The organism is Corynebacterium sp. KPL1995, assembly GCF_000477935.1.
Lineage (GTDB): Bacteria > Actinomycetota > Actinomycetes > Mycobacteriales > Mycobacteriaceae > Corynebacterium > Corynebacterium pseudodiphtheriticum.
In genome coordinates this window covers 794,523-807,541 of the sequence record NZ_KI515715.1, presented here as the reverse complement: position 1 = coordinate 807,541, position 13,019 = coordinate 794,523, and the positions used below count along the sequence as shown (strand labels likewise).

Here is a 13,019-nt window from a genome sequence, read left to right as displayed (position 1 = left end):
TTCCCATATGTAACTTCGCATATGTATCTTCACCTCTGACACACGGCTTACACACGCGTGCATGTTTCAGGGGTGTGTTGCTGATTGATTCGCTGAATCATTCAAAGAAACAGGAGTATTCATGCACTTACGTCGCCGTATTAGCACCTCCGGGTCGCTGCGAAGCTGGGCTAGTGCCAGCCCAGTCGTCGCTGTCACCGCGACGGCGGCCCTCGTGGTCACCGCAGCATTCGGAGGCCACCAGGTATTGCAAACCCAAAATGCTGGTTCTGATCAGGCCGAAGCCAGCATCAGCACCGCCAGCTTCAGTAGCGGCACCGCCACCGTTGTGGATGATCCAGCCGTGGCCACCCAAGGCGACGGCCCCGCCCCGTCCCGCGCGGTGCAAGAATTTACTAAGGACGAAGAATTCGACTCCTTCGCCCTAACTTGGAGCGGTGAACGCGACATCAATGCGCACTTCCGTTCCAAGCGTGCCGACGGTAGCTGGACGGAATGGTTCGAAGCCGACGCGCTACCCAACCCAGAAGAAGCCACGCAGCAAGGCACCGAACTGATCTACGTCGAACCAACTCACACCGTGCAGGTGTCAGTTGCCGGATTAGATCTGTTCACTGGCGACGAAGCCACTGCGGGCACCACCGAAACCAGCGGTACACAGGCTGATGCGCAACCTGGCGCACAATCCGATACGGAACCTGATGCGCAATCAACCGAAAACGCAACCGACGCAGCGCCCGGAACAGCCAACTCCCTGCCAAAAGCCGGTTTGGAGACCTCCGCTGGGCTTATCCAGCCCGTCGCTGATGACGTCGACCTCACCGACAACGCCGACAGCACCACTGCCACTACAGCTAATTCTGGTGCAGCGGGTGGCGCAACCAGCGCTGATGATCTAAGTGCAGTTTTCGTCAACGGCAACGCCGCAGCTGGCGCAGCCCAAGCAGAAAACACCATTGAGCACACCGCAAACCTATCCGTCGGCATGCCGACCCTAGTCACTCGCCAAGGCTGGGGCGCGAACGAGTCCTACCGTGGCAATTGCGGCGCAACCGGCATGGACTACAACGCCCTGACTCTGCACCACACGGCAGGCTCCAATAACTACGACGCTGCCAGCGCTGCCGCACAGGTTCGCGGCGCCTACCAGTACCACACCCAGACCCTGGGCTGGTGCGATATCGGATACCACGCACTCGTCGACAAGTTCGGAACCATTTACGAGGGCCGTCGTGGCGGACTCAGTGAAGGTGTCATGGGCGCGCACGCAGGCGGCTATAACCACGGAACCTTCGGCATCTCCATGGTCGGTAACTACGAAATTGCACCGATTAACGAAGCCATCATCCAATCCGTCGGCCAGATCGCTGGATGGCGCGCTGCGCAGTCTGGTTTTGACCCAGCAGGCACCATCCAGATGACATCCGGTGGCAGCAGCTACGCAAAATATCCTGCCGGTGATACACGTACCTTCCAGCGTTTCCACGGCCACCGCGACGTTGGCGCCACGACATGCCCAGGTAGCCACGCCGTGGCACGGTGGAGCGATATCCGCAACGCCACGAACAAAAAATATCAGCAGGTTGCTGGCCTGCTCGCGGGCAACGCAACCAGCCAGTCGCAGTCGGGCAACCAATCCGGAACCACAAATTCCAACAGCACCACCAACACCCAAGCAGCCCCGCAGAGCACTCCCCAAAGCAAGACACAGAGCAATACGCAAAATGCGTCTACCAATACCAACTCACAAGGGCCTCTGCAAACTGCAATCAAGGCAATCGGCATCATCGCGCCGCTAGTCATGGCAATTCTGCAGCAGACCAGCAGCGCTGCCGAGAAAGCTCCGAATGAGTCCCCCGAGGCAACGATTAAGCGCTTGGCGACGTCTTCCGGTATCGAACTGGGCGATGTTCCCGCGATGATCACGCAAGTCGTGAAACTGACGGGCAACAGCGATATCGAACAAACCTGGGCGCGGATCAATAAGCTGATTGGCCCGGTCCTGGGGTCGCCAGCCACTGGTATCGTGCGCGCCTCCGATGATGTCGACTTTGCCTTGTTCGACAACGGAGTCATCGTTGATTCCGCGGCAACTGGCACCCAGGCGCTTTGGGGAGAAATCGCTCGAGCCTGGGCCAACGGCGGCTTCGAAAAATTGGGGCTACCAACCAGTGAGCAATACCAGCATGGTCAGAAAATCCGTGTGAATTTCCAGGGTGGCAATATCACCTTCGATCCTTCCACTGGACAAATAGAAATCACCGAGGGCTAGTCGGCTTCACCCCGGCCAGCATCTTCCCAGCCCAGCGTGCGTTCTACTGCTTGATTCCACATGCGATAGAGCTGCTCACGCTGGGCTTCGGGCATTTTTGGCTCCCAGACGTGGTCAGCGACGTAGTCATCGTCCGAAAAATCCCACCAGCCAATTCCGATACCCGCCGCAAGTGCCGCGCCCCAGACAGTCGTTTCGATCATCTCCGGGCGCTGCACAGACGAGCCGAGGATATCCGCTTGCATCTGCATCAACAGATCGTTGGCCACCATGCCACCGTCGACGCAGAGGCCCGATAATTCCCGGCCGGCATCTTTCTGCATTGCTTCGACAACCTCGCGGGTTTGAAAGCAGGTCGCTTCCAACGCCGCGCGCGTAATATGGCTGCGATCTGCATAACGGGTCAAGCCCACGATCACGCCAGCTGCATCCGGGCGCCAACGTGGAGCAAAAAGCCCAGAGAATGCTGGGACGATATAAACCCCGCCGTTATCTTCGGCAGCAATCGACTCACTGGAAGCCGCATCCGGAATAATTCCCAATTGATCCCGCAGCCATTGGATCAACGATCCACCAACCGCGACTGATCCTTCTAGCGCATACACCGGCTTTTCGCCTTGTTGTTGGTAGGCGATGGTGGTCAGCAAACCATGCTCGGAAAACTTCGGTTCCGTTCCGGTATTGAGCAGCAAAAACAATCCGGTGCCGTAGGTATTTTTCGCATCCCCGGGCCGGAAACACCGCTGCCCAAACATGGCGGCCTGCTGGTCTCCCAAAATGCCGGTTATCTGCACCCCGGTGAGTGAACCGCGGTGGCGCACCTCACCGAGTGCACCAATCGATGGGACGATCGTCGGCAAGATTTTCTTCGGCACCCGCAGCGCCTCACAAAGTTCGTCGTCCCAATCCAGCGTGTGTAAATCCAACAGGAGGGTACGCGATGCATTGGTCACGTCCGTAATATGCTGCGCTTGGTAGGTGGCATCGCTACTGTTTCCAGGGGTATTTTCCTCAGCAGCGGCAGCGCCATCTGCCTCATCGGCGTTTTCTCCCTGTTCCGCACCGCCGCTTAAGTTCCACACCAACCAGGAATCAATGGTTCCGGCTAGTAATTCGCCGCGTTCGGCGCGCTCACGAGCACCATCAACGTGATCCAAAATCCAGGCGATCTTCGGACCAGCAGGGTAGGAATTGGCCAATAACCCGGTTTTTGCTTGCCACGCCGTAGCATCGTCGAATTCGCCACCAGTGCGGGTGTCTTGCCAAACGATTGCGTTATAGATTGGTTCACCAGTAGCTTTTTCCCAGACAACGGCAGTCTCGCGCTGGTTGGTCACCCCCAAAGCTTGCACATCACGGGCGGTGATATCCAGTTCCACCATTGCCGAAGAAATTACCCGGCGCGTGTTGGCCCAAATCTCGTTCGGGTCATGCTCCACCCAACCTTTGCGCGGCATAATTTGCTGGTGTTCCAACTGAGCCTGCGAGACCACGTTTCCGTCGCGGTCAAAAATAAGGCACCGCGTGGACGTGGTGCCTTGGTCGAGTGCAGCAATAAACATGGTTGTTCTACAGCCACCGTTCTATGATCTGGGCTATCCCGGCATCGTCATTAGACCCAGTTACCATATCAGCTGCCTGGCGCACCGCCGGGTGCGCATTTTCTACTGCTACCCCACGCCCGGCCCAGCGCAGCATCTCAATGTCATTTGGCATATCACCGAAGGCGATGACGTCCGCAGCCGCCACTCCCAAGTGGTTGGCAAGGAATTCCAGGCCAGCGGCCTTGTTTACCCCCGGTGCCGCGACTTCCAGCAATCCCGCATCAATCGAATACGTAACGTGTGCGCGTCGGCTATCAATATGTTCAGCCAACAGCTCATACATCTGGTTCGCGGACATCGCCGGATTGCGCAATAAAAACTTCACGGCGGGCTTTTGCCAGACTTGTTCTGTCGGTTTAGAAATAAATTGCGAATCTGCCCAAGTGTGTGCGTAATTATCCGCGGCCACAAACAGCTCGGTTGGGTCTTGCCGTACGGAATAGCCTGCGTATTCTGCAGCGATACTTACCCCGCCGTAGGGGGCAAAAATTTCTTGTGCAGTGTGATAGACCTCTTCCATCAATTCCGGCGAGATCTCTGCGGCGGTGAGCACCTCATCGGCAGCACAGTCGTAAATCACCGCTCCATTGGAAGTGACACACACTGGCCGGGCTGCTATTTGTTCTAATACCGGCTGCAACCAGCGGAAAGGGCGCCCAGTCGCTAAAGCAAAATGCATCCCCTGCGCGGTTGCCTTATGTATGGCATCGCGTACCCGCGGCGGCACACGATCGGCCGAATTAATGAAGGTACCGTCAATATCGCTGACGATTAGTCGCGGGGCGGGCCCGATGGCCATTGCATCATCTGCCTGGCTCACTTGCGGTCTTTCTTTTCCGCCTTCGCTGCCTTTGCAGCTTTTTCCGCCTTCGCAGCTTTTTTACGTGCGCGTTCGGCACGCGCGGCAGCATCAATTTCAGCGGCTTGTTCCAGGGTTGGAGCGCTCCCGCCCAAAGAAGCAGGCATCCACGGTAAGCCAGGTTCGAATGGCCCATGACGCTCGGCGTATTTCTCCCGGGTGGTTTCTAGCAGCTTTTCCATCGCTTTTTTCAGCGCTGCAGTATCTTCTTCTACGGAACCGCTGAGTTCGATGGGCTTGCCGACGGCTACCCGCACCGGCGCATTGGCACGCCAGAGGTTTTTGGGCAGGTCTTTGGTCCAGATGCGCTGCGATCCCCAAATAATCACCGGAAGCAACGGCGCATCTGCTTCATCTGCGATGCGCACAGCACCGGTTTTCAGGTCTTTGATTTCAAATGCGCGTGAGATCGTAGCCTCTGGGAAAATCCCCACCAGTTTGCCCTCACGCAATTTCTGCACCGCTGCGTCCTTGGATGCAGCACCTTTTCCTGCAGAACGGTCCACGCTGATGTGGCCCATCATTCGCAGCACAGTACCGACAATCGGCGTATCAAAAATCGCCTTTTTCGCCATCATGCGCACGATGCGACGCCCCCGCAGGTACGCAGGGTATCCGCCCAGGATGAAGTCGTAATAGCCAGTGTGGTTGATCGCCAGAAGCGCGCCACCATCAGCAGGGATATTTTCGGCACCGTCCACGGTCACTTCGATGCCCTGCAGAAACATCAGCCAGCGAGCCAGCGGCACCACCGGGGTGCCATAGGGAATTTCGCGGGCTTCAGATGGGTGCTTTCTCAGTTTCGGCAGGTTTTCTGGCACGCGTAGCCCGGCACGGCTGCGGTATTCGGTCACTCCAAAATCTCCTTGCCGACGAATGGGCGTAGGGCTTCTGGGACTACCACGGTGCCGTCGGCCTGCTGGTGATTTTCCAGGATCGCAACCAGCCAACGAGTGGTGGCTAGCGTGCCGTTGAGCGTCGCAGCAGTCTGGGTTTTGCCCTGTTCATCGCGGTAACGCGTCGACAAGCGTCGGGCTTGGAAGGTAGTGCAGTTCGAGGTGGAAGTCAGCTCACGGAAAGTCTGCTGAGATGGCACCCAGGCCTCGTTATCGAATTTGCGTGCTGCGGAGCTGCCCAAATCGCCCCCGGCAACGTCGATGGTGCGGTATGGAACCTCGATGGCGGCAAGCATGTCTTTTTCCAGGTTCAGCAAAGCCTGGTGTTCCGCTGCTGCATCCTCCGGTTTGCAGTAGCTGAACATCTCTACCTTGTCGAACTGGTGCACACGCAAAATACCGCGGGTGTCTTTACCGTGCGAACCGGCTTCCCGACGGAAGCACGAAGACCAGCCGGCATAGCGGATTGGGCCGTCGGCAAGATCGATGATCTCGTCTTTGTGATAGCCCGCCAACGCCACCTCCGAGGTACCGACCAGATACATGTCATCGCGTTCCAGGTAATAAATTTCGTCGGAGTGTTCACCCAAAAAGCCCGTGCCAGACATGATCTCTGGGCGCACCAAAACCGGAGGCACCATCAGCTGGAATCCGGCTTCGCGCGCTTTTTGCGCAGCGAGCATCATCATGCCCAGTTGTAAGAAAGCACCATCACCGGTGAGGTAATAAAAACGTGCGCCGCCGACCTTCGAACCGCGAGTCATGTCGATAAGCCCGAGCTTTTCCCCAAGCTCCAGGTGGTCTTTCGGTTCGAAATCGAAGCTAGGGATTTCTCCGACGCGTTCGATTTCAATGAAGTTTTCCTCGCCACCGGCAGGTGCGCCCTCCACGATGTTCGACAAACGGTACTGGATGGCGGCTACTTCATCCTCGGCGGCCTTTTGCTCTTCCTGCGCCTGCTTGACCTTTAGTTTCAGCTCGGAAGATCCCTCCAGCAGCGCTGGGCGTTCTTCTGCGGAAGCCTGACCGATCTTTTTACCGAATGCTTTTTGTTCCGCACGCAGATCATCTGCGGTGGCAATAGCGCGACGGCGCTTTTCGTCTGCAGCCAGCAGCTCGTCGACAAGCTGCGGGTCCTCGCCGCGGGTGCGCTGCGACTGTCGGACAAGGTCAGGGTTTTCGCGCAAAAGCTTCAGATCAATCACGCCTCCAGAGTCTAGCGTGAAACGACAAGGTAAACTAGCTGCCGATGAGTACTCAGTCACCATGGCGATCAGCAGCAGCAGTGCGCACGGCACTGGTGACTGCCCTTGCCAGCGCAACGGCATTAACCGGCTATGGGCTGTTTTCGGATTCCGGTTCCAGCAGCACTGGTCAAGCAAACGACACCACCGTCAACGCCAGCCCTGCGACCGAATCGACGCAGAAACCAAAGCCAAAGGTGGCATCGTTCACCACCGCTGATGCTGGCGCCTGTCTGAGCTGGGATATTACCCCGGAGGGGAAAATCACCAATTTCGAACAAGCCGACTGCGCGGAAGAACACCGTTTTGAAGTTTCCGCGCGCGAGGATTTGAGTGCTTATCCTACTGCCGAGTTCGGCCTGGAAGCGGGGGTTCCCGGCACCGCACGCCAAGCCCAGCTACGCGAAGAGCTCTGCCGCGCACCCACCCTGCGCTACTTAGATGGTCGTTTTGATCCGACCGGCAAATATTCCATCGCCCCTATCCTCCCGCCGGCTCCTGCCTGGGAGAATGGCGATCGCACCATGCTGTGCGGCCTGCAAACCACAGATGCGCGTGGTGTGCCGCAGCTGACCACCGGCAAGGTTTCGGAGCGCGATCAAGCCCGGGTTTATAGCGCACAATCCTGCCTACGCATCGAGGAATCACAAACCCTGACCGAGGTCGCCTGCGGCGAACCGCACCACATGGAGGTCACCTCAACGGTCAATTTGCGGGAGAATTTCCCGGATGGATACCCGGCCGGCGAAGCCCAGGATGAATTTCTTGCCGACGTCTGCACCCGCGCAGGCGAGGATTATTTAGGCGGCGAGGAAAACCTGTACCAGTCCACGCTGCAACCATACTGGGGTGCGATTAGCGAGGATTCCTGGCGTAATGGTTCCTATTCCGTGAATTGCACGCTGGTGCACGCCCGCGATGGCGGCGGTTTTTCCACCATTGAAGGCACAGCACGCGAAGGCCGTGGGGCGTTGACTATCGACGGTGGCCCACCAGAGGAACGTCCAGAGCGTAATCCAAGGCGCTAACAACTGCGATGACAGCGGAAATCATTCCGCTTCCGGCAAAGGTGCAAAGGTGGTGGGCAATGGTTGAAATTAGCGACGAGGATTTCGAGGAGCTAGTGCTAGATGCGCTGGATAAAATCCCGGATGATTTCGCGTATCGCCTGCGTAATGTTGCCATTTTGATTGAGGATTTTCACCCGGAAAACCCCGAGATTTTAGGCCTGTATGAGGGCGTGTCCTTGGTGGAGCGCACCCACCACCACACAGGTTTTCTGCCGGATGCGATTTTTGTGTACCGCGAAGCCCTGAAGCGATATTGCAGCAGTATCCAGCAGCTTGCCGACGAAGTCGAGGTGACTGTGTTTCATGAGGTCGGGCATTATTTCGGTATGGACGAAGAGCAGCTGCATGCCGCTGGTTTTGGCTAAAATTTCCGCACCGCCCGGCTCTTTCGGCTGCCGTAAGCAGCACGGCTCAGGTATGCAGGACCCCCAGATCATAGTCGCCCCAGCGCTCGAGCTTCCACTGCCCAAACTCCCGCCCTGCCGGGTTTAGCACGATGTAGCGGCAGTTGGGCAGATACCATTCAAATGCTTGCCTCGGGTCCAGGCCCGTGAGGTAGCGCGCCACGACTCTGATAACGGTGCCGTGACTGGCAATGACCGTGGTGTTGTCGCTGGCTGCGGCTTGTTCCATCACTGGTAAATAGCGCGCCAGAATCTCGGGGTAGGTTTCACCGCCAGGGGTTGCTGCTTGTTCGTCGCCTTCGAGCCACCGCAGCAAACACTGATGGTATTCGGCGATTTTCCCCATGTTTTGGCTCATTTCGTAGTCACCAGCGAATACCTCAAACAGCCCCGGGGTCACCTGCACTGGGATGGTGTAGGGCTCGAGCCCACGGAATTGTTCGAAGGCACGGGCAGCGATCTCAGAGGTTTGCTGCGTGCGGATGGCCATCGACGACCACCACTGCGGGATTTCTCCCAGATCACGGGCGAATTCCTCACCAACAGCGTGGGCTTGTCGACGCCCCAGCTCACTGAGTTCTGCTCCCGGCGGGCGGGTATCCAGGTAGCCGTGGATATTGGAGTGTGTTTGCCCGTGGCGGAGCAAAATGATTTTTCCCATGCTTAAACCCCTGCCTTGGGCCAGGAGCCGAGGAATTGCACTTTCTCGCAGCGCCGTTCAAGTGCCGCAAGCGCCGCGGCCACCGGTAAGTCATCGATGTGGCCATGCATGTCGATATGAAAGCGGTAAGTCCCTAGTCCGGTGCGCGTCGGGCGGGATTCAATGCGGGACAAATCTACCCCGTGCCCAGCGATTTCCTGCAACACGCCAGCCAGTGCGCCGGGTTCGTTGTGCACGTGAAAAATGATTCCGGTGCGATCGTTGCCCGTGCGGGGTGCAGCGCTTCGCTGCAAGGCGGTGGTGTCCGCAGCAGCCCCAGCGTCCACAGGATCCGTGGAAACCGCAGTAAGTGCAATAAAACGAGTCTGGGCGCCGGAAACATCCGCCACCCCTTGTGCTAGCCGCGCAAGCCCATGCAGATCCGCAGCATTATCCGGGGCGGCAGCGGTATCAACGCGGCCTTGCGCGACCATGCGTGCGGCTTCCCCGTTGGATGAGGCCGGGATGAACTCGGCATTCGGCAGGTGGTTTTCTACCCAGGTGCGGATCTGCTGATACGCCACCGGGTGCGTGGCAATGCTGGTAATCGCTTGCGGCTTCGCCGCGATTTCTTCGGTAGCAGTCAGGATGCTGAATTGAATATCCAGCGTAACCTCAGCAAAAATCTGTAACCCGGGGTTTTCCACCAACGCGTCGTGCGTGGCAGTCACTGCGCCTTCGACGGAGCTTTCTGCGGCTACAACGGCATAGTCGGCCTTGCCTGTGCTGACGCGTCGTAAAGCGTCACCCGGCGAAGCCACCGGAACAGCGGTAACACCAGCCTCTGCATCGTGTCCCGCCCCAGCAAACACCCCGGCGCGCTGTAGCTTGTGCAGTGCAGCCTCGGTGAAAGTTCCGGCGGGTCCCAGGTATGCCACGGTGCTCATGCCCGCTAGATTACCCTGATCTGCATGGTCTTTCCGCGGGCGCAACACGCGCACCTCCCCAACCCCGAGCGGCTGGCGGGTTGGTCGATCCCAGCAAAGGATCTTTACGACGTCGCCGGGCTTCCCACCACCTTGGGCAATATCTCCCGCAGATATATTGCCCAGCGCACCGAGCCGTTTCTGGCGCATCTGCAGGCCCAGGGCGCGCGCATAGAGTCGAAAACCGCGTCATCTGAGCTGGGCTTACGCATTGATTGCGAGCCGGTAGGCCTGCCCGCCCCGACAAATCCCCTGTGGCCGGGAGCTACCCCGGGTGGCTCTTCTGGCGGTGCTGCAGAACAGGTCGCACTCGGTACTGTGCGCGCCGCGCATGCCTCGGACGGCGGTGGTTCGATCCGTGTTCCGGCTGCGGCCTGCGGGCTTGTCGGCTTCAAACCCACCACCCCGCGGCCACCGGGGATGCAGAACGGGGCGTTGGCGGTGCAGGGATTTGTCACCACCACGGTGGCTGATTCCGCTTTCTTGCACGCGCTCAACCCCAGCGTTTCTCGTATGCGCGTCGGCCTGTTGACGGACCCAATTTTGACAGACGCCGAGATTGCCGATCCCATGTTGCAGGCCACAGAGCTAGCCGCCGAAGCGCTTGATTCCGCGGGCCACCAGATTATCCCGATCACTGCGTTTCCCGGTGAGCGTACCCTAGACGCCTTCCGCACGATTTTTAGCTCCGCGCTCGCCACCGCGCTTGCCGACGACACGCTAGCGTCGGGCTCAGGCATCGCCGGCTACCCGCACTGGGTGGGGCAGCTCGGGCGTCGGCAAGCACCAGCGGAGGTGCAGGCAGCGAAAAAACACGCCGCGGCACTGAATGGTCTGTTGCATTCTTTTTGGAATGTTGACGTGGTGTTATCGCCCACGCTCACCCATGATCCGCCGCCGGTGGGCCATTTTGCCGCGATGGAGCACTCACGTTGTTTTGCCGAGCAAACCCGCTGGTCACCATGGTGTTCGCTATTTAACATGACGGGAAGGCCCGCTATTTCGATTCCTTGGGCTTTGCCTGGACGCCCACCAGTTGGGGTTCATTTGGGGTCCATCACGCTTGCCGACGACGAGCTGCTCGGGCTCGCGCTTGATGTGCATGCGTGATTACTTACTAAAGGACACTAAGCGGGCACTGCACAAGCAAGGATAGGTAAAATATCTGCCATGACAGATCGCGGAGAACGGCCAGCTGGACGGCACGGGGGATCCCACGGGCCTGCAGAAGGCGACGTCGTCCTGGGGCGCGACGGTAAGCCGCTGCTGGATCGCTACGGTCGGCCAGTACGACGGCGTCCACGCACGGCGCCCGATCGTGCACGGGAAAGTGGCCGGCATTCCGCTGGCGGCGGGCGGCATGCCAAGCCGGAAGCTCCGCAGGAAGCTTCGCGTGCCCCGCGTGCTGCACGTCCGCCGCGTTCCGAACGGCCTGAGCGGCCTAAACGCTCCGAGCGTTCTGCACACTCTGCGCGCTCTGAACACCCGGTGCGCACCAACCGGCAAGATTCGCGGGCGAACCGCCCGCCGATTGACCGGGAAAAGCTGCGCCGTGAACGCGCTATTTATGATGCGCAACGGGCTAATTCTGCTCGGCAGAGCACAAATCACGATGCTGGGCATGGTGCACGTTCGGTCTCCGGGCACAACCACCCGGGTGCTCGTCCGGTCAACCGCGAGCAACTGCACCAGTCGCGCAACCAACAGCGGATCCCTTCGGAGCCGACCCGCATGGACTTGGGCGGACCAGTAGCGGGCGGTGCTGTCGGTGGTGCCGCGGCAGGGTACGCGCAGGGCCGCGCGGCAGGGCAGGACCGTCACGGTGAAGTGCCGTCTCGTTCCGCACAGCAATTTCCACAGCAGCCAGGGCAACAGCCTCCTGGGCAGCAATCTCCGTATCAGCAGCCTCCACAACAGCAACGGCCACCACAGCAACGGCCGCCACAAAATTATGTGGGGCAACCTTATGCCCAACAACCTGGACAGTACTATCCACAACCCGGTGGGTATGGGCAACCGAGCCAGCAGTACCAGCAAGCTTACGCCGATGTACGCAATCCACACCCCGGCGCGCACGGTGGCCGTGGTTTCGGAAAGTTTAGTGCGGCCGGGTTGCGCTCGAAGCTGCGCCGCCCGAAATTCGGCTGTGTTGGATGCTTGGGCTGGCCGTTGGCAGTGCTCATAGTTCTGCTGCTGGTTATTGCTTTTTGGGCGGATGCCCAGCTCACCCGCGTGGCCTCGGAACCGGAGCAACCTATCGGATCCACCAAGGGCACGAACTGGCTGCTGGTTGGTTCGGATTCGCGCGTGGGCTTAAGCGAAGAAGATATTGCCCGGCTAGGCACCGGTGGCGATATTGGAACCGGCCGCACCGACGCGATCATGTTGCTGCACCTGGAAGGCACCAGTGCACAGCTGATTTCCATTCCTCGCGACAGCTACGTCGACGTGCCTGGTTTTGGGCAAGACAAAATCAACGCGGCATTTACTTATGGCGGCCCACAGCTATTGACGCAAACCGTGGAGGCCAACACCGGAGTCAGCATTGATCACTACGCCGAAGTGGGCATGGGCGGTTTGGCCAATATTGTCGACGCTATCGGCGGGGTGGAATTGTGTCCTTCCGAACCGATCGACGATCCGTTGGCCAATCTCAATGTTGGCGCAGGATGCCAAGAAATGGACGGTGCCAACGCACTGGGCTATGTGCGTACCCGTGCCACCGCGATGGGTGATTTGGACCGTGTAGAACGCCAGCGTGAGTTTTTCTCTGCGCTGATGCACGAGGCTACGAACCCGTCGACGCTGCTCAACCCTTTTGACGTATTCCCGATGATCAGCTCGGTATCAAAGTCGTTTACCGTCGGCGAAAGCGATCACGTATGGCACCTGGCCCGCCTGGCATTGTCGATGGGTACCGGGGTGGAAACCAAGACGGTACCGGTCGGTGGTTTTGCTGATACCGACGTCGGAAACGTGGTGCTATGGGACGAGATTGAGGCAGAAAACCTCTGGAACTCACTGCGCTAATCCCCTGCTTAGTG

11 protein-coding genes are annotated in these 13,019 nt (G+C 58.9%); 5 read left to right on the top strand and 6 right to left on the bottom strand.

The window, feature by feature from the left end:
- The first annotated feature begins 121 nt into the window (after positions 1-121).
- Complete coding sequence (locus HMPREF1292_RS03585) at positions 122-2,272, top strand: N-acetylmuramoyl-L-alanine amidase (RefSeq protein ID WP_023018793.1); 2,151 nt, start codon at positions 122-124, stop codon at positions 2,270-2,272.
- On the opposite strand, the gene HMPREF1292_RS03580 is transcribed toward HMPREF1292_RS03585, so the two are convergent.
- Genes HMPREF1292_RS03580 through serS form a run of 4 tightly spaced genes read right to left on the bottom strand, consistent with a single transcriptional unit; the run spans position 2,269 to position 6,836 of the window.
- Positions 2,269-3,834 (bottom strand): glycerol kinase GlpK, encoded by a 1,566-nt coding sequence (locus HMPREF1292_RS03580; protein WP_023018792.1) that lies wholly within the window; start codon positions 3,832-3,834, stop codon positions 2,269-2,271. The two genes, HMPREF1292_RS03585 and HMPREF1292_RS03580, sit on opposite strands and share 4 nt — an antisense overlap.
- Before the next feature lie 7 nt (positions 3,835-3,841).
- On the bottom strand, positions 3,842-4,675 hold the full coding sequence (locus HMPREF1292_RS03575; RefSeq protein WP_023018791.1) for an HAD family hydrolase: 834 nt from the start codon (positions 4,673-4,675) through the stop codon (positions 3,842-3,844).
- Between the two features lie 17 nt (positions 4,676-4,692).
- Complete coding sequence (locus tag HMPREF1292_RS03570) at positions 4,693-5,589, bottom strand: 1-acyl-sn-glycerol-3-phosphate acyltransferase (RefSeq protein WP_023018790.1); 897 nt, start codon at positions 5,587-5,589, stop codon at positions 4,693-4,695.
- Entirely contained in the window at positions 5,586-6,836 is a 1,251-nt protein-coding gene (gene serS, locus HMPREF1292_RS03565; RefSeq protein WP_024272848.1) for a serine--tRNA ligase, read from the bottom strand. The genes HMPREF1292_RS03570 and serS overlap by 4 nt, the downstream gene beginning before the upstream one ends.
- Positions 6,837-6,880: 44 nt before the next feature.
- On the opposite strand from serS, the gene HMPREF1292_RS03560 reads away from it, so the two are divergent.
- Together HMPREF1292_RS03560 and HMPREF1292_RS03555 are read left to right on the top strand one after the other, a co-directional pair.
- Complete coding sequence (locus tag HMPREF1292_RS03560) at positions 6,881-7,903, top strand: septum formation family protein (protein ID WP_034645052.1); 1,023 nt, start codon at positions 6,881-6,883, stop codon at positions 7,901-7,903.
- Between the two features lie 59 nt (positions 7,904-7,962).
- Positions 7,963-8,310: a metallopeptidase family protein gene (locus tag HMPREF1292_RS03555; RefSeq protein ID WP_023018787.1), complete on the top strand. Its 348-nt coding sequence runs from the start codon at positions 7,963-7,965 to the stop codon at positions 8,308-8,310.
- 46 nt (positions 8,311-8,356) lie between these two features.
- On the opposite strand, the gene HMPREF1292_RS03550 is transcribed toward HMPREF1292_RS03555, so the two are convergent.
- Positions 8,357-9,010, bottom strand: a complete 654-nt coding sequence (locus HMPREF1292_RS03550; RefSeq protein WP_023018786.1) for a histidine phosphatase family protein — start codon at positions 9,008-9,010, stop codon at positions 8,357-8,359.
- Positions 9,011-9,012: 2 nt separating this feature from the next.
- Positions 9,013-9,936: a prephenate dehydratase gene (gene pheA, locus HMPREF1292_RS03545; RefSeq protein ID WP_023018785.1), complete on the bottom strand. Its 924-nt coding sequence runs from the start codon at positions 9,934-9,936 to the stop codon at positions 9,013-9,015.
- A 24-nt stretch (positions 9,937-9,960) separates the two neighbouring features.
- Here pheA and HMPREF1292_RS03540 point away from each other — a divergent pair, with 24 nt between their 5' ends.
- Entirely contained in the window at positions 9,961-11,085 is a 1,125-nt protein-coding gene (locus HMPREF1292_RS03540) for an amidase (protein WP_023018784.1), read from the top strand.
- Between the two features lie 60 nt (positions 11,086-11,145).
- A complete protein-coding gene (locus HMPREF1292_RS03535) occupies positions 11,146-13,005 on the top strand; it encodes an LCP family protein (protein ID WP_023018783.1) in 1,860 nt (619 codons plus the stop codon).
- The last annotated feature ends 14 nt before the right edge of the window (positions 13,006-13,019 follow it).